Source organism: Corynebacterium sp. HMSC076G08 (assembly GCF_001811515.1).
In the GTDB taxonomy this organism is placed as follows: Bacteria; Actinomycetota; Actinomycetes; order Mycobacteriales; family Mycobacteriaceae; genus Corynebacterium; species Corynebacterium hiratae.
Genome location: NZ_KV805009.1, coordinates 40,398 through 56,587, shown reverse-complemented (window position 1 = coordinate 56,587; position 16,190 = coordinate 40,398). Strand labels below are relative to the sequence as shown.

14 protein-coding genes are annotated in these 16,190 nt (G+C 63.0%); 6 read left to right on the top strand and 8 right to left on the bottom strand.

Going from position 1 to position 16,190, the window contains the following annotated elements; translation table 11 throughout:
• Positions 1-183 precede the first annotated feature (183 nt).
• Positions 184-1,122 carry a hypothetical protein gene (locus tag HMPREF2806_RS01810; RefSeq protein WP_049154719.1) on the top strand — a complete coding sequence of 313 codons (939 nt, stop codon included), beginning with the start codon at positions 184-186 and terminating at the stop codon, positions 1,120-1,122.
• 1 nt (position 1,123) lies between these two features.
• Here HMPREF2806_RS01810 and HMPREF2806_RS01805 read toward each other — a convergent pair whose 3' ends face one another.
• Positions 1,124-1,465, bottom strand: coding sequence for a hypothetical protein (locus HMPREF2806_RS01805; RefSeq protein WP_049154720.1), 342 nt, complete (start codon positions 1,463-1,465; stop codon positions 1,124-1,126).
• A gap of 270 nt (positions 1,466-1,735) precedes the next feature.
• On the opposite strand from HMPREF2806_RS01805, the gene HMPREF2806_RS01800 reads away from it, so the two are divergent.
• A complete protein-coding gene (locus tag HMPREF2806_RS01800) occupies positions 1,736-3,136 on the top strand; it encodes an MDR family MFS transporter (RefSeq protein ID WP_070515880.1) in 1,401 nt (466 codons plus the stop codon).
• A 9-nt stretch (positions 3,137-3,145) separates the two neighbouring features.
• Here the strand turns inward: HMPREF2806_RS01800 and HMPREF2806_RS01795 are convergent, their stop codons facing one another.
• The 4 genes from HMPREF2806_RS01795 to HMPREF2806_RS01780 all read right to left on the bottom strand — a co-directional run bounded on the left by HMPREF2806_RS01795 (position 3,146) and on the right by HMPREF2806_RS01780 (position 7,457).
• Positions 3,146-4,390: a serine/threonine protein kinase gene (locus HMPREF2806_RS01795; RefSeq protein ID WP_070515878.1), complete on the bottom strand. Its 1,245-nt coding sequence runs from the start codon at positions 4,388-4,390 to the stop codon at positions 3,146-3,148.
• Between the two features lie 111 nt (positions 4,391-4,501).
• Positions 4,502-5,980: a serine/threonine-protein kinase gene (locus tag HMPREF2806_RS01790; protein ID WP_070515876.1), complete on the bottom strand. Its 1,479-nt coding sequence runs from the start codon at positions 5,978-5,980 to the stop codon at positions 4,502-4,504.
• Between the two features lie 2 nt (positions 5,981-5,982).
• Positions 5,983-6,648 (bottom strand): hypothetical protein, encoded by a 666-nt coding sequence (locus tag HMPREF2806_RS01785; protein ID WP_070515874.1) that lies wholly within the window; start codon positions 6,646-6,648, stop codon positions 5,983-5,985.
• 122 nt (positions 6,649-6,770) lie between these two features.
• The gene (locus HMPREF2806_RS01780) at positions 6,771-7,457 is read right to left on the bottom strand and encodes a hypothetical protein (RefSeq protein WP_070511101.1); all 687 of its coding nucleotides are present in this window, start codon (positions 7,455-7,457) and stop codon (positions 6,771-6,773) included.
• Positions 7,458-7,692: 235 nt separating this feature from the next.
• On the opposite strand from HMPREF2806_RS01780, the gene HMPREF2806_RS01775 reads away from it, so the two are divergent.
• Complete coding sequence (locus tag HMPREF2806_RS01775) at positions 7,693-10,470, top strand: ATP-dependent Clp protease ATP-binding subunit (protein ID WP_070515872.1); 2,778 nt, start codon at positions 7,693-7,695, stop codon at positions 10,468-10,470.
• Positions 10,471-10,954: 484 nt separating this feature from the next.
• Here the strand turns inward: HMPREF2806_RS01775 and HMPREF2806_RS01770 are convergent, their stop codons facing one another.
• Positions 10,955-11,845: a cation diffusion facilitator family transporter gene (locus HMPREF2806_RS01770; RefSeq protein ID WP_046647215.1), complete on the bottom strand. Its 891-nt coding sequence runs from the start codon at positions 11,843-11,845 to the stop codon at positions 10,955-10,957.
• Positions 11,846-11,916: 71 nt separating this feature from the next.
• Complete coding sequence (locus tag HMPREF2806_RS01765; protein WP_232745223.1) at positions 11,917-13,095, bottom strand: lipase family protein; 1,179 nt, start codon at positions 13,093-13,095, stop codon at positions 11,917-11,919.
• Between the two features lie 79 nt (positions 13,096-13,174).
• On the opposite strand from HMPREF2806_RS01765, the gene HMPREF2806_RS12940 reads away from it, so the two are divergent.
• Positions 13,175-13,345 (top strand): DUF4236 domain-containing protein, encoded by a 171-nt coding sequence (locus HMPREF2806_RS12940; RefSeq protein ID WP_080975064.1) that lies wholly within the window; start codon positions 13,175-13,177, stop codon positions 13,343-13,345.
• Positions 13,345-14,661, top strand: a complete 1,317-nt coding sequence (locus HMPREF2806_RS01760; protein WP_070515868.1) for a threonine/serine exporter family protein — start codon at positions 13,345-13,347, stop codon at positions 14,659-14,661. Before HMPREF2806_RS12940 ends, HMPREF2806_RS01760 begins: the two co-directional genes overlap by 1 nt.
• Here the strand turns inward: HMPREF2806_RS01760 and HMPREF2806_RS01755 are convergent.
• Positions 14,627-15,487, bottom strand: coding sequence for an HhH-GPD family protein (locus tag HMPREF2806_RS01755; protein WP_070515882.1), 861 nt, complete (start codon positions 15,485-15,487; stop codon positions 14,627-14,629). The genes HMPREF2806_RS01760 and HMPREF2806_RS01755 overlap by 35 nt on opposite strands.
• 40 nt (positions 15,488-15,527) lie before the next feature.
• On the opposite strand from HMPREF2806_RS01755, the gene HMPREF2806_RS01750 reads away from it, so the two are divergent.
• The gene (locus HMPREF2806_RS01750; protein WP_070515866.1) at positions 15,528-16,151 is read left to right on the top strand and encodes a carbonic anhydrase; all 624 of its coding nucleotides are present in this window, start codon (positions 15,528-15,530) and stop codon (positions 16,149-16,151) included.
• Positions 16,152-16,190 lie beyond the last annotated feature (39 nt).

Sequence of the window (16,190 nt, the reverse complement as noted above, 5' to 3'; positions counted from 1 at the left end):
AGACTCCGTGTCCAAAAACTCCATAGACATCACAAGTTTCTCCTAGCCTCCACCTGCCCGCGCCCGCCACTGTGGTGGCTGCGCGGGTTTTCGGGTTTTCTCATTGCTGCGCCTCCAGCCCCCAATGAGGGAAAGTTGCTGCGGCTAGCCGCAGGATTGACCAATCCATGGGAAAATGCAGGTGTGACAAAGCTTCTGAATGCCCTGCCCCTCGCACTGATCGCCTGTACAGCGGCAGCGTGTTCTGCTGCCGAGGATTCCACCAGCGGTGAGCCGCAATTCCACAACACCTCCACCGCCGAGACTTCCGCCGATAACACTGAATCTACGGAAGCGAGCCCGGCTCCGACGTCCGCGAAGGACAAGGAAGGTGACTCGGGCCTTAAAGAATTAGATAAGGAAGACTTCATCGCCACCAACTTGGGACACGCGACCTCCACGGTGTATGGAGTGAGCAGCCCGAATGACCGTGTGGCCTGCACAGTTACTGAAGATCAAGGTTTGATCGGGTGCAGCGTAATGCTCGCTGATCCGCCCCTGTACCCGGCGACCGGGCAGCCGTTCTGGCTTTCTAACTCCGTCAACTTCGATGCGAACGCGGGCTTTTATCCCAATGTGAAAATGGGCGGAGACGCCGCGGCGCCCACCATGCTAGAAGCAGGGAACACCGTCACGATGAACGGTGTGACGTTTGAATCCGTGAATGAGGATGAGTTCACGGTCAAGATCGATGGCCACCACTTCACAGTGAAAGACGATGGTGAGTACTACTCCGATACCTTCCCACCGCAGCCAGATGGGGAAGGGAAAGCTATGACCGGAACCATCTGTGGGGACCTCGGCAATGGCGAGTATGTCTATGCCAAAGAAAACGGGACGAATTGCGCGCGGGCAATGGAAGTTCTTGAGTATTACAAGAACTATGACTTCGCGCCCATGGAGGGCGGCAACCGTGGGTACCTCATGGAAGATGATTTCAGTTGCTCCTATAACGCCGATCCCGGCTGGCCAGACGAGCCCGACTATCGGTGGCTTGGCTGCAGCATTGAAGACGGTGGCGCTGTCGTCGTCCTGGACCCGGCCGCGCGTGCACTCGTGTCAGAGAAAGGTGGGCAGCGCTAGATCAGTGCGGGCCGCGAGTCAGCGTGAGTTCGTAGGAGCCGCTGGGCGTCGTGAAGCACAGCAGCGAGGTGCCCTCGGGGATGGCTGCGGTAGCGTGCGGCAGCAGCCTGATGGGGCCGTGCGTGCGGATGTGTGGGGAGGATAACTCCGCCGCGAGGAAGCTGCCCACGTTACTCACCATCCAGTTGTCCTCTTGCTGCCAGAAGTGGAGGAAGTGACGGTGCATGGAGGCGTCATCAGGAGCCAGTGGGAAGTCCCCCGCGCGGCCTGCCACGAGCTGCTGACCTGGGCGCACGACGGCGCGTTCCCCAGCGGAGTTAGTGACAAGGAGGTCGCGCTGCATCCAGAGGCCTTTCTGTAACTTTAGGCAGTAGCTTTTAGAGCTTTGAGTAGTACGGAGGGCGCTGTCACCTTTACACTGCCGTGTGGCCTAGCGCGCCTGCTGAGATTCCGGGGAGTGCCACCCAACGAGGGTTCACATTTGGCTCGTGTGGCACCCCCGGCCACCAGAGGAATACACTAAATCGCTCACGTGTTGTCTCTTGGGCGCTGACGATGTGAGTAGCAGCGCTGAAGACCCAAAATAGAAAAGTTGAAAGGTGTAGCCGGCCGCATGTCCGCTGAAATCCCTTCGAAGGTAATAACTACCCTCAGCATCCTGGTGCTGGGAGCGATGGTCATGATTCTCAACGAGACCTCGCTCTCCGTTGCGCTACCAGCTATTATGGCGGACTACTCCATTCCTGCCACGAGTGCCCAGTGGTTGTTGACGGGATTCATGCTCACCATGGCTGTGGTTATCCCGACCACCGGCTTCCTTCTGGAAAGGCTCACGACGCGCCAGATCTTCGTTGCGTCCGCGGGGCTCTTCCTGGCCGGAACCGTGGTGGCGGCCCTCGCACCGAGCTTCTTCATCCTGCTGGTGGGCCGCGTCCTTCAAGCTGGCGGAACCGCTTTGATGATCCCTACCCTTATGACCGTGGCCATGACGCTGGTCCCAGCGCAGCGTCGTGGCACGGTGATGGGCATCATTTCCGTGGTGATCTCCGTGGCCCCGGCATTGGGCCCCACCGTCGGCGGAGCGATTCTCAACCACTTCACCTGGCACGTTATCTTCTGGGCCATGGTCCCGCTCATCGCCCTCATTCTCGTCGCCGGGCTGTGGCGTTTGGACAATGTGGGGGAGAACCGTGATACCCCGCTCGACGGCCTCTCCGTCGTCCTTTCCGCCTTCGCGTTTGGCGGTTTGATCTACGGCCTGTCCTCGATGGAAAAGATCCTGCAGGGTGACGGCTGGGTGGACATCGCCGTTACCGTGGTGGGCGTCATCGCGCTTGCCGTATTCATCCGTCGGCAGCAGCGCTTGGCGCTGGAGGATCGCGCCCTGATGGATCTGCGTCCCTTCCGTGTGCGCAATTTCACCCTCGCGGTGATCATCCTCCTCCTGTCCTTTGGGCTCATGCTGGGAATGGTCACGGTCTTGCCCATCTATCTGCAAACCACACTGGGTGCTACGGCCTTTGCCACGGGGTTGGCGGTGATGCCGGGCGGCATCCTCCAAGCCTTCCTCTCTCCGATTGTGGGCCGGCTCTTCGATTCCTATGGCCCGCGCCCGCTCATGATTCCTGGCTCACTGCTCATGGTGGCCGGGCTGTGGCTCATGGCCACCTTGGGTGAGAACTCAGCTGTGTGGATGGTCGTGGGTATGCACGTGATCTTCTCCCTCGGCATGTGCTTGATGATGACGCCGCTGATGACCACTGCGCTGTCCTCGCTTCCGAAGAAGCTCTACTCGCACGGCTCGGCAATCATGAACACTTTCCAGCAGTTGGCGGGTGCGACGGGAACGGCTTTGCTCGTTGTCTTCCTCACCCGCGGCACCCTGGCTGGCGCTGCCGCTGGGCTAAGCCCGGCCGCGGCGACGGCGCAGGGAACGCACTGGGCTTTCCTGTTTGCCGGCGTGGCCGGCATCGCCATTGCGGTGATAGCACCGCTGCTTAAGCGCGCGGACTAAGTGCGCGGTTTAACACAGAGGTAGGTTGAGGCGGATGTCCTCTGCGTCCTCGCCCCAGACGAGGACGGCGTCGGTGGAGTCCTCGGCGCTCATGTAGAACACCGGCTCGGAATCGGAAATGTCGTAGCTGTACACGGTGCAGCGTCCGTTGGATAGTTCCTGCGCGCCCTGCGTCGGGCCGGCGGCCTCGCGCTGGGTGACGTCCCCGTACCGCGCCACGGAGTAGCTCACGCCGTCACCAACGCACGTAATCTTCGCCTCTTGGCCGTCCTCCGGAGCACGGGATTCGCAGGTGGCGCCGTTGAAGCCTTCGTCGCCGGGGCGGGAGCTGATGAGCCCGGGGTGGCCGTCGGCAAGCGCCTGCTCTGAGTCGGACCACGCCGACCGCCCCAAGAAGAACCACAGCAGCCCACCAACCAGGAGCAGGAGAAGAAGGCCCACGCCCAAGCCCGCAAAGACCTTGCCCTTCGATTTCGAGGTGCGCGTGGTGGGTGATGACTCCGCGGGATCGGCAGCATAGCCAGGTTGCGGTTGCTGGGGTTGCTGGGGTTGCTGCGGCCCGGCCCAGTCCGCCTGTGGGGCGGCGGTGGGCTGCGGAGCTGACTGCCACGAGGCCGCGCCCGGACTATCTGTGTTTGTGCTGCGCACGGCGTCGATAACGGCGGCCGCTGAGGGGTAGGCGGCCGCAGCACGGAAGCCTGGGTAGGCCGCGGAGACGAGCTGGGCTAGGCGGTCAATGACCTCCTTCGCGGAGGCAGTGGGGGCGTCGGTAGCGGTGGCCGGGCCGACCGTGGCGAAGAAGGCGTTCGCGCGGTTATCGGTGAGGATGATGCGTCGCGGGTTGAGCGCACGGAGAGCGAAGCCAGCGCGGCCCTGCTGGATAAGGAAGTCCGTGGCGTCGGCCAAGGGAGCAAAGACGGCGAGAGCCTCCTCCTGGGAAAGGTGATGGGCGCCGATGCCAGATGACGTGTACTTCGACAGCTGCTCGCCCGGCAGGCTGCGGCGTACAAAAAACTCCTGACCATTGTTCATCGTGCCCGTGCCCACGACGGGGGCAATAGCGCTGTGCTGCAGCTGGCCAACGATTCCGGACTGGCGGAGCACGCCGCGGTGCTCCGGACCATAAATCTCTACGAGGAGTTCGTCTTGCGAGGGATCTTCCACGAGAAACAGCGAGGAGCCCGTCCCTTGGTCCAAGACAGCCTTCTCGCGCAGCCGGTGCTGGGTAGTGAAAAATTCAGGAAGCGTAGTCACGGTGAGAGAAATCCTTCGTGGAGGAGGTCGACGGTGAGGTATACGAATCTTCCTCATTCTAAAGGCGACACCGTGTCCATGGGCGTGACACAGCGCTCCCGCCAGGGTGGGCTAACAGATGGGCAAGCTCAAACGGTCCTCGTGGGCCTGCGGACCAGCAAGAACGAGAGCAAAACGCGCGGAGACGCCCGAGGGGTACACTCCCCACGTTCCCGGCTGGTGAGGGATTTCCGCCGAGGTGATGCTGCACGCATCCTGGACTAAGACGTCGAGGCGGCGCGGCATGATGGAGTTACGGTTGTCCTCCGTGCCGAAATCAGCTGCGACGAGCGTGAGGTCGTCGCCCCTGCACACGATTCGAGCCTGCTGCCCCGCTTCCGGCAGCGCGGGGCGGCAGTCGAGGTTGCGCCACGGAGCGCGGCCAGGGTGCTCCGGCAACAACTGTGGAAATTGTTGGGCCAGAACCTCGTCGTAGTCGTCCCACCCCGCGCCGTACAGCGCTAGTCCGCCGGCGACTGCCAGACACAGCAACACCGCCGCAAGCACGCCCCCGAGGATGCTCAGATGGCGGCGCCGCGGCTGCTGGGCGCGCTCGTGGTGGGGGCTGGCCGGTGGCGTAGCAGGGCCGGCGGCAGCATCCGGGGCTGCGGGGCGCGGCGCGGACGCCAGCTCACTCAGCTCCGCGAGCATCTCCGATGCGCTGGCGAAGCGCTGATGAGGATCCGGGTTCAGCGCGCTGGCGAAAAAAGTGTTGAGGGCGGGGGCGAGGGGAGCGTCGCCAGGCGCCAGATTATGAGCGGTCAACTGCGGTATCACACGGCTGTGCGCCCACTGCTGGGGACTGGTGGCGCGGCGCAGATTAACCAGAGTGAGCATCTCCAGCGCGATGAGCGCGAGCGAGTAGCGGTCGCTGGCGGCGGTCGGCTGCGGTGGCTGCTTGACCAGCTGCGTGGGGTAGAGCTCCGGCGCCATGTAGGCATCCGTGCCCACGCGCAGGCCTTCGCGGGTCAAGCGCGTCGTGTCCTCATTGATGGCGATGCCAAAGTCCGCCAGCATGACGGTACAGCCCTCGTTATCACTGTGGGCCGTGGGGGAAGGCGTGCTATCGGCGATGATGTTCGCGGGCTTGACGTCGCGGTGAATGACCGGCGAAGGCAGGGCCGCCAGGTAGTCCAGGGCCTGTGCGATGGGCGCGAGCAGCTGCACGGTTTCCTCCACCGTGAACTTGGAATTGTCCAAGATCCGCTGGTTAATGTGCGCCTCCAAGCTAGGGCCGCGCAGAAATTTCATAATGAAATAAGGCACGCCGCCCGGGGTGATGTCGCCATCGTAGATAGGCACGATGGCCGGATGCTCGAGTGCCGCGACGGTGCGCATCTCCGCCATGAAGCGGCGGACCTCCTCATCATCCTCGGCCGCATGCTGCGCGATGACCTTGATGGCGACCTCGCGGTCCAAGCTTTCCTTGCGGGCAAAGACGATGGTGCCCATGCCACCCGCACCGATCTGGTGGAACTGCGAGTAGCCCTTGGCGCTGAGCTCGGGCTCAAGATCCAAAGGCAGACCGGAAGCGGTGGGCTGGCTGTTCATGGCTATGCGGCGACGATGATGGGCTGGTGAATGACAAAAGGCTCATAACCGGCCTGCCGGATGCTGATCTCTGCGACGAAGTCGCCGGGGTCGGTGAGCCGAGCAACCAGCGTGCACTCGCCGGACTCACAGTCCACGACGAAATCCTCGCCCTCCTTGAGGTGGTGTGACTGGGTGTCGTCGAGAAGCGCCACCTGCCATTCGGCATTGTTGTCCAGATCTGCCTCGTCCCCACTCAAGTTCGTGGCCTGCACGCTGAGGACAAGGGCACCCCCGGTGGCCCACTGCAGCACGCCGGTCGGGGCAGAGCCGCCGGTAGCCCCGTCGTAGCGCCGGTTGTCCAGCTCAACGCGCAGGGTTTGGAAACCGTAGGGCTCTACGCCCGAGTAGGTGGCCACGATTTCGTTGACCACACCGGGGCCCGCTTCCTTCTTCGTGAGCAGGTAGGTGCCGTCCTCCTGGCGCAGGTGCGAAGGTTCGCTGGGTTCTGGGCTCTCGGAGTCGGCCCCCTCGACAGGAACGTCTTCGTACTGGGACAGGGTGGTCTGGCCCGTGACCGTGAATTTGGGCGCATCCTCCGCGGTGTCCTTGTTCGTCGCGCACGCAGACAGCGCGAGGAGCGCTACGCCGAGTCCAGCTAGCGCGCGCGGAGAGACGGAGGCGAACATTGGTTGTCAGATCCTTGCAGAGGGACAGATGAGGGATAGAAGGGGATAAAAATAGAAAGGGGCCAGAATCAGACAAAGAATAACAGCACCGGTGAGCGGCTTAAAACAATAATGCTGAATTGTTATGAAAGGTGCGCATAGTAGTGCGGGTGTGCGGCCGCGAACTGGGCGAGCACAATGCGCCACGAGATTTTCTGGCCCGGCTGGAACTGCGGAACGCCGAGCTTTTGCAAGGTCTCCGCCAGCGTCTGAATCTTGCGCTCTACTTTCTTTTCGGTCCAGTCTAGGGCCTCTGCTAGCTCGCGCTGACTACTCACGACCACCCGTGGCTCCGCAGCGGGGTTGTCGAGGAGTGGCTGAGCGAGGGTCTTGAGCAGCAGGCACTGCTCCTCATTCGGCTCGAAGACGTGGGTGGTAAACGGCCCATCCGGTGGAAGGCTGGGCTGTGGGCTGCGCAGCGACTGCATGACGGTGAGCTCGCACTCGTAGCTCATGGTGGCAGTGGAGAAATAGAGCGTGGAGGTTCCCGGGTGCAGGACCTCAATGCTGCCGGGGCTGATGAGGGTGCGGCCGAAGCCGCAGGCGGCGGGCGGCTGGATCGTAGCGGCGATGAAACTGCCGATGTTCTTGATGAACCACTGTGAGCCATTGGACCACACCTGCAGGAACGTGCGGTGCATGGCGGGATCATCGGAGGCCAGTAGGAAGTCCCCCTGGCGGCCAAGGGTGACGCTTTCGGAGACCTCGAGGAGGCGGGAGTGCCCAATCAGATCGTCGATAAGCAGAGTGCCGTGCTGTGCCTGTTGCATCGGGGGAGGCTCCTTCCCGCGGGGATGTAACCAGTGTTGACTGAAGAGTTACTTTACTTTAAGGCTTGCGCGCAGGCGCTTGGCGACGCCTCCCGCCACCTGTTCGCTACCGGCGTACAGTGGCTCTACCTGGGGAAATGAGGTTTTTGAGTAGGGGGGGTGCGGAATTCGCGAATGGAGTGTCCGCCCCGCGCGTTAGAGTGGATGACACATTTACAGCGAAAGGTAAGAGGTAATGTTCGAGAGGTTTACTGACCGTGCTCGCCGCGTCATCGTTTTGGCGCAGGAGGAAGCACGCATGCTCAACCACAATTACATCGGCACCGAGCACATCCTCCTGGGGCTTATTCACGAAGGCGAAGGCGTAGCGGCCAAGGCTTTGGAATCCATGGGGATCTCGCTGGAGGACGTCCGCCGTGAGGTGGAAGAGATTATTGGTCAAGGTTCTCAGCCGCACACCGGCCACATCCCATTTACCCCGCGCGCGAAGAAGGTTCTCGAGCTCTCCCTGCGTGAGGGGCTCCAGATGGGCCACAAATACATTGGCACTGAGTTCCTGCTGCTCGGCCTCATCCGTGAGGGTGACGGCGTGGCGGCTCAGGTGCTGACCAAGCTGGGCGCCGACTTGCCGCGCGTGCGCCAGCAGGTTATCCAGCTGCTCTCCGGCTACGAAGGGAATGAAGGCGAAGGCGGCCAGTCCCAGGGTGGCCCCGGCCCGGTAGGCGCCGGTGCCGGCGCTGGCCAGGGAGGCCGTGTTGGCCCGGGTGGCTCCGGCGAGCGCTCCAACTCCCTGGTGCTGGACCAGTTTGGCCGCAACCTCACCCAGGCTGCGCGCGACGGCAAGCTGGACCCAGTCGTGGGTCGCGATTCCGAGATTGAACGCATCATGCAGGTTCTGTCTCGCCGGACCAAGAACAACCCGGTGCTCATCGGTGAGCCCGGTGTGGGTAAGACCGCCGTGGTCGAGGGCCTGGCCCTCGATATCGTTAACGGCAAGGTCCCGGAGACCCTCAAGGATAAGCAGCTCTATTCGCTGGACCTCGGCTCCCTGGTGGCTGGCTCGCGCTACCGCGGTGACTTCGAGGAGCGCCTGAAGAAGGTGCTCAAGGAGATTAACCAGCGCGGTGACATCATCCTCTTTATCGATGAGATCCACACCCTGGTCGGCGCCGGTGCCGCCGAGGGCGCTATCGATGCTGCTTCCTTGCTGAAGCCGAAACTGGCCCGCGGCGAGCTGCAGACCATCGGTGCCACCACCCTGGATGAGTACCGCAAGCACATTGAGAAGGATGCTGCCTTGGAGCGCCGCTTCCAGCCTGTCAAGGTGGAGGAGCCCTCCCTCGATGACACCATCCTGATCCTCAAGGGGCTGCGCGATAAGTACGAGGCACACCACCGCGTCTCCTACACCGATGAAGCGTTGAAGGCTGCGGCCTCCCTGTCGGACCGCTACATCAATGACCGCTTCCTGCCGGATAAGGCTGTTGACCTCCTCGATGAGGCCGGTGCCCGTATGCGCATCAAGCGCATGACCGCCCCGGAGGGCCTGCGCGAAGTGGATGATCGCATCGCAGAGGTCCGCAAGGAAAAGGAAGCTGCGATTGACGCCCAGGACTTCGAGAAGGCCGCTGGACTGCGCGATAAGGAGCGCAAGCTGGGTGAAGAGCGCGCGGAAAAGGAAAAGCAGTGGCGCTCCGGTGACTTGGAGGAAATCGCCGAGGTCGGCGAGGAGCAGATCGCTGAGGTCCTCGCGCACTGGACCGGCATTCCGGTGCTCAAGCTCACGGAGAAGGAATCCAACCGCCTCCTCAACATGGAAGAGGAGCTGCACAAGCGCATCATCGGCCAGGACGATGCCGTCAAGGCCGTGTCCCGCGCCATTCGCCGCACCCGTGCCGGCCTGAAGGACCCGCGCCGTCCTTCCGGTTCCTTCATCTTCGCAGGCCCCTCCGGTGTGGGTAAGACGGAGCTGTCGAAGTCCCTGGCCAACTTCCTCTTCGGTTCGGATGATGACCTCATCCAGATCGATATGGGTGAGTTCCACGATCGCTTCACCGCGTCCCGCCTCTTTGGTGCTCCTCCGGGATACGTTGGCTACGAAGAGGGCGGCCAGCTGACCGAGAAGGTTCGCCGCAAGCCTTTCTCCGTGGTGCTCTTCGATGAGATCGAAAAGGCCCACAAGGAGATTTACAACACCCTTCTGCAGGTGTTGGAGGATGGCCGTCTGACCGATGGTCAGGGCCGCGTGGTGGACTTCAAGAACACCGTGCTTATCTTCACCTCGAACTTGGGTACTCAGGATATCTCCAAGGCTGTGGGACTGGGCTTCACCGGCTCTTCGGAGAATGACGCCGATGCGCAGTACGAGCGCATGAAGAACAAGGTCAATGACGAGCTGAAGAAGCACTTCCGCCCCGAGTTCCTCAACCGTATTGATGAGATTGTGGTCTTCCACCAGCTCACCCAGGAGCAGATCGTCGAGATGGTGGAGCTGCTCATCGCCCGCGTAGAGAAGCAGCTCTCCGAGCGTGACATGGGCATCGAGCTCACTCAGAAGGCCAAGGACCTGCTGGCTCAGCGCGGCTTCGACCCGGTCTTGGGTGCACGTCCGCTGCGCCGCACCATCCAGCGCGAGATTGAGGACCAGCTCTCCGAGAAGATCCTCTTCGGCGAAATCGGCGCGGGTGAGATCATCACCGTGGACGTTGAAGGCTGGGACGGCGAGTCCAAGGACAACTCTTCTGCCACCTTCACCTTCACGCCGCGTCCACGCCCGCTGCCGGAGGACACCTTCGACAAGGAGCTCGAGGAGACCGCCGTGCGTGAGGCCGATGAGGAACTGGCCACCGAGATCGACGCCGAAACTCACGGCCCCGACTCCAATGGTCCGGACACGGTGACCCCGGACGTCCTCGACGAGTCTGGTAGCGATTCCGCTGAGGAATCCCACAACGACGATGGCGATGACGGCAACCCGCCGCCGGCAGGTGCCGGTGCTGGCCAGCCGCTCTAAGCGCTGACTTGGGCCCCGTGCTGGACCCATAAGGAATAAGCCCCGAACCGCATGCGTGTGACACCGCGTGCGGTTCGGGGCTTTCTTTGTGTGTCCTCCAGCCGCGATGGGAGGCACGCCCCAGTGGGCGGGAAGGCCCAGTGGGCGGGAAGGCCCGCCCACCACTAGAAGGGAATCAGCACACCGTCTCGTGAGATTCGTGCTCCGGGTGCTCGACCTGGATGATGGAGGCGTTTGGTAAAAGGCGTCTGACAAAAGGCATCTGTCATAAGGCGTTTTCACGGCTGAAAACGCCTTTTACGCCTTGTAGATGGCGTTTTTAGACCCAAAGATGCCGTTTGCCAGATGCCTTTTGCGGGACGCCCTTTTGACTTGGTTCAGTTTCGTGCGGAACAATCCCACCCCACCGCCGAAAAGTACCAGGTAGCAGTGTTAGGAGTGACGTTGCTCGCCCGCTCATGACCTAAGCCGGGCTAGAAGGGAATCAGCACACCGTCTCGTGGGATTCGTGCTCCGGGTGCTCGATCTGGATGGTGGAGTGCTCGATGCCGTGCTCGCGCAGGGCTTGCTGGGCGGCATCCAACAGAGGGCCGGTCTCGACGGTACCGTCGCGCACGATGTGCACGGTCGTCAGCACGTTCACGCCGTCCAGGCTCCACAGGTGTAGGTCGTGGATGTCGGCAACACCCTCGATCTGTCGCAGCGCGGGCTCGATGACGCTGGCGTCGAAGTCCGCCGGGACCTGCTCGAGCAGCACGCTCGCCGAGAGCCGCATGAGCTGCCAGGCGCGCGGGAGCACCATCGCCGCGATCACCAGGGAGGCGATCACGTCCGCCGCCACAAACCCCGTGGTCAGTACCACGACGCCCGCCACGATCACTGCGATCGAGCCGAGCATATCCACCAGCACGTGCAAGAACGCGCCCTCCACGTTGATTGAGGATTCGCGGTGCCGGTGCAACACCCACGCCGATAGCGCATTCGCCACAAGGCCAATCACCGCGATGATCAGCATCGTTGTTCCTTGTACCTCAGCCGGGCTCTGCAGGCGGCGCACCGCCTCGACGACAATCCACACCGAGATTGCCAGCACCATCACCGCGTTCGCTAGCGCAGCAAGCACCTCTACTCGCCGGTAGCCGTACGTGGCCTGGGCCGATGCTTGTCGACGCCCAACCAACACCGCGAGTACCGCGATGATGAGCCCAGCGGCGTCGGAAAGCATGTGCATCGCATCCGCCATCAGCGCCATTGAACCCGCCAACCAGCCGCCGATCAGCTCCGCGAAGAAAACGGTGCCGGTAATGCTGAGCGCAATCAAGAGCGCGCGCAGGGGCGTGCTGGAGTGATCGTGGTCGTGGTGCTCGTGTGCCATGCACTCAGCCTATCCCCGCCGGCGCTTATTGACAAGTAAATGAAAATAGATGGCGGCGCCAGGGGGCGATTCTAGGATTCGGCAGGTTGGCAGTTTGACGGTGCGGGGACGTCGCGGAAGCGGTCGATGAGGTAGTTCGTGCCCTGCAGAACCGCGCGGACCGTGGGCGCGGCATGGTTGGTGCCCGAGCCCGGGCTCACGTTCACCGCCCAGGCGTCCTCAAAGTAGACGGTCCCACCGGCAGCACAGAAGTCGTGAGCCATGCGGCGTGCTTGCTGGTAGGGGATGATGTCATCGGTCGGGGAGTTGACCACCATCATCGGGGCGTTGAGAGCCCGCTGGCCGAGGCGCTGCTCGTGCAGCATGCGGGAGGCCACCGGCTTGCGGCGCAGGAGCTCGGCGAAGGATTCACCGCTCGTGGTCAGCTCACTGGTTCGAACATTTCCCCAGGTAGACATCGATTCGCGCAAGCAAAAGGTGGCAGCGTCGGCGAGGAATGTGTGGCCGCGTGGATTCATCTCACCGATGATTTCCCGGGAGAACTCTGGGCTGCGCTCCGCAAAACCATTGATGGCGTAGCCCAACACGTGAACGAGCGCTGAGCCGTCGACCGCCTGCATCACCTCGAAGAGGTCCGCTGGAGGTGCACCGGCGAAGGTTCCCTTGACGTTGAGCTCGGGGGCGTAGCTAGCGGCGTATTCGCCTGCAGCGGCAGCTGCGCCACCGCCTTGGGAGTAGCCGACAAATCCCACGGGGGAATCGGCGGGAGCACCGGCGAGCCGGAGCGCGGCGCGGGCGGCGTCAAGAACCGCGTGGGCCTCCTCGACGTTGTTGACATAAGAATGGTGCCCCGGGGTTCCGAGCCCGATGTAGTCCGTGACTACGACGCGCACACCTTGGGAGGCCGCGTAGTTATACACGCGCGTGGCCGCAGCTTCATAGCGCTGGTCAACGCGGTTGCCGTCGGCGGCGAAACGGGCTCGGGACGGCGCACACTGGTCACCCGCCCCACGCGTTCCCGGCGCGTAGACGATAGTTGGGCGCTCGCCCGGCCCGTTCCATGGTGCTGAGGGCTCGTAGACCATGCCGGTCACCGTGGTGGGCGTGCCATTCATGAGGGTGGAGGAATAAGAGATAACAGTGGCCTTAACACCGGGTTGTTCTATCGGTGACGCCGACTGGACGCTGCCCGGCTCCACCGCGTGGGCGGCGGGTGACGCCAGAATAAGAGCAGCGGTGGTCGTCAGCACTGTTAACAGGGATTTTATTCGCACAAAGCTCAGAGTAGCCTGCGGCGTCGTGGTGCGCATCCGCGCTAAGCTGGCACGCATGGGAATTTATTATCGCAAGCGCAAGAAGACCGGAAAGAACAGCTGGATCAACCTCTCCGGCTCCGGTGCCTCGATGTCGACGAAGGTCGGCCCCGTGACGTTTAACTCCCGCGGCGGCATGTGGGTCAACCTGCCCGGCGGCCTGAATTTCCGGGGACGCTGGCGCTAATGACATCTCACCCCAACAGCGACTATGTCCGTATGGGGTACGAGGCCGACGTCGTCTTGCGCCTAGGCATGATGCTCATGGGGGCGGGAACGTCCGGCTACCGCGTGCTGCGCGGCATGAAACGTGCCGCCCGTGCGCTCGGCTTTGATCGGCTCGACGCCAACGTGGGCGTCACCCAGATAACGTGCACGTTTCACCGCGGCCGCGAGTTTCGCACCGTGGTGGCCCAGCAGCATTCGCCGGCCGTTGACGCCTCCCGCATTGAGGCGCTGGAGGACCTTACCCACCACAGGCTGTACGCGGGCATTACGGCCGAAGATCTTACAGAGATGCTTGATTCCATCGAGTCGAGGGTGGTCAAGCGGTGGAATCGTTGGTTCTTGGCAGCCGCGGCGGCGATTGCGTGCGCCTCATTCGCGGTCCTGAACTTCTTCACGCCGCTGGCGATTTTCCTCGTGGCGCTCGCCGCTTTTTGTGGTCAGCTCACCCGCGCGGTCCTACACGGCAAGCACGTTCACCAGCTGGGCTGCATCGTGGCGGCCGGGACGGTGGCTAGCCTCGTGTACTTCTTCACCACCGAGGCTGTGGCCGCCGCCGGGGTGGCGGACCCGTCGGAGTTTTCCTCGGGCTATGTGGCCGCCGTACTTTTCCTCATTCCCGGCTTCCCGCTATTCTCCGCGCTCATTGATCTCGCGCGCTTCGACTTCGAGGCCGGACTATCCCGCCTGACCTACGCGCTGACGGTGATCACAGCTGCGACCTTTACCGTGGCCTTAGTCAGCTGGACCACGGAACTCACCCCGGAACCGGGAATTCCGGACTATGCGCCCGTGTGGTACCTCGCCGCCGCGGCGGCCAGCTTCCTAGGCATTTCCGGATTCGCGTTCCTCTTTAACTCCTCGCGCCGGATGGTGCTCGTGGCGGCCGCGGTGGGAACGGTGGCCAACCTTGTGCGCCTGCTCCTCATCGGCGTCGGGGCCACGGCCTACGTCGGCGCCTTCGTAGGTGGTCTCATCGTCGGGCTCTTGGGTGCGGTGGCCTCCACACGCGCACACCTACCGCGCATCACCACGACGGTGCCCGCGTCCGTCATCATGATCCCGGGCACCTCCATGTTCCGCACTGTCTATCACCTCAACGTGGGTAACATGGACCAGGCGTTGAGCAACTTCGCTACCGCCTCGATGGCCGTGGCAGCCATCGGCTGTGGGCTTATCCTCGCGCGCCTGTTGACCGACCGTGACTGGACCTTCGGCCACCTCATCGACTTCTCACATGTGCCTAGTGCGGAAGGTGGAACAAACCCTCGTCGTTGACATCCATCAACCCATCCTCGAGCAGTGAGGCTTGTGCGCGCGAGCGCTGTGCCGCGTCCGGCCATACCGCGTCGAGCGCGGATTGCTCGACGGGATGAGGGGTGGCGCGGAGGACGTCGAGAAGCAGCCCGCGCACCTGCCGGTCCGTACCGGTGAACTTTTGCACGCGCTTCTTGGCCCGCGCGGTCTCTTCTTCGCTGGGCTCCGGACAGCCCGCGAGCTGCCAGGCGCACGTGGACTTGATGGGGCAGGCGGCACAGTCGGGGTTCTTGGCCGTGCACACCAGCGCGCCGAGCTCCATGAGCGCGGCTGAAAAGCGCGGACCGTTCTCTTCTGGAAGCAAAGCTTCTACCTGCGCCAACTCGCGTTTTGCGGGAGGTGGCGCCAGGAAGCGGCCCTCCTCGGCGCGGGCATAGACGCGGCGGACGTTGGTATCCACCACCGGAACGTTGTGCCCAAAATGGAAGCAAGCCACCGCACGCGCGGTGTACTCACCGATTCCGGGCAACGCCAAGAGCTTGTCGACGTCTCCCGGAACCGCGCCTTCACCAATCTCTTTCGCGCACTCCCACAAGCGTAACGCGCGGCGCGGGTAGCCCAGCTTTCCCCAGGCACGCAGCACATCTGCTTTGGAAGCCGCCGCGAGGTCCTGTGGGGTGGGCCAGCGGCGCATCCACTCCTCCCACTGCGGGGCGACGCGCGCGACGGGTGTTTGCTGGCTCATGACCTCGCTTAAGAGCACGCCCCATGCCGAGGTCCCTGGCTCGCGCCACGGTAGGGGACGCTCATGGGCATCGAACCATTCCACGACAGCTTGGGTATCCATAGGCACCTCAGTGTAGGTGGTGGGGACTAGAGTAAGGATCATGCCTTTAGTAGATGTCCCTCAAAACCCGCAGAAGGTGTGGGAAGCCCTCCAGGAAGGTAACCACCGACTGGTGACGGGCCACCTCATCGACGTTAACCAAGACGCGAAGCTGCGCGCTGGCCTGACCCAAGGGCAGGACCCGCGCGTCATTGTGTTGGCCTGTTCCGATTCCCGCGCGCCGATCGAACACGTGTTCAACATTGGTTTCGGCGATGCCTTCGTCATCCGCACCGCCGGTCATATCCTGGACAGCGCGGTGATGGCGTCGCTGGACTATGCCCTGGAGAATCTCAAGGCCAACCTGCTCGTGGTGATGGGGCATCAGTCCTGCGGTGCGGTGGGCGCAGCTGCGGACTTCCTGGCGGGCGGCGATCTGCCGACGGGCCTGCAGCGTCCGATCATTGAGCGCGTGGCCGCTGCCTCGATGGTGGCCAAGCGTGATGGCCGCGAGGAGCTCGCCGATTTCGAGCGCGAGAATACCGCGCAGACAGTCTCCCAGATCATTTCTGACGTGCCGGCTGCGCGCCAGCTTCTCGACGCCGGCACGCTCGGCATCGTCGGCCTGCGCTACCTCCTAGAGGATTCCAGCGTGGAGACCGTCGTCCTGCACGGCGTTCACTAGGCTCGCCGGCTGGCCCGGGCACTGGGCGGGACTAAGCGC

Excerpts from the sequence above, each read along its gene's own strand:
- HMPREF2806_RS01750 (WP_070515866.1), top strand. The coding sequence starts at position 15,528 with ATGCCTTTAGTAGATGTCCCTCAAAACCCGCAGAAGGTGTGGGAAGCC.
- HMPREF2806_RS01770 (WP_046647215.1), bottom strand. The coding sequence starts at position 11,845 with ATGGCACACGAGCACCACGACCACGATCACTCCAGCACGCCCCTGCGC.
- HMPREF2806_RS01805 (WP_049154720.1), bottom strand. The coding sequence starts at position 1,465 with ATGCAGCGCGACCTCCTTGTCACTAACTCCGCTGGGGAACGCGCCGTC.
- HMPREF2806_RS01800 (WP_070515880.1), top strand. The coding sequence starts at position 1,736 with ATGTCCGCTGAAATCCCTTCGAAGGTAATAACTACCCTCAGCATCCTG.
- HMPREF2806_RS12940 (WP_080975064.1), top strand. The coding sequence starts at position 13,175 with ATGGGAATTTATTATCGCAAGCGCAAGAAGACCGGAAAGAACAGCTGG.
- HMPREF2806_RS01760 (WP_070515868.1), top strand. The coding sequence starts at position 13,345 with ATGACATCTCACCCCAACAGCGACTATGTCCGTATGGGGTACGAGGCC.
- HMPREF2806_RS01780 (WP_070511101.1), bottom strand. The coding sequence starts at position 7,457 with ATGCAACAGGCACAGCACGGCACTCTGCTTATCGACGATCTGATTGGG.
- HMPREF2806_RS01785 (WP_070515874.1), bottom strand. The coding sequence starts at position 6,648 with ATGTTCGCCTCCGTCTCTCCGCGCGCGCTAGCTGGACTCGGCGTAGCG.
- HMPREF2806_RS01790 (WP_070515876.1), bottom strand. The coding sequence starts at position 5,980 with ATGAACAGCCAGCCCACCGCTTCCGGTCTGCCTTTGGATCTTGAGCCC.
- HMPREF2806_RS01755 (WP_070515882.1), bottom strand. The coding sequence starts at position 15,487 with ATGGATACCCAAGCTGTCGTGGAATGGTTCGATGCCCATGAGCGTCCC.
- HMPREF2806_RS01775 (WP_070515872.1), top strand. The coding sequence starts at position 7,693 with ATGTTCGAGAGGTTTACTGACCGTGCTCGCCGCGTCATCGTTTTGGCG.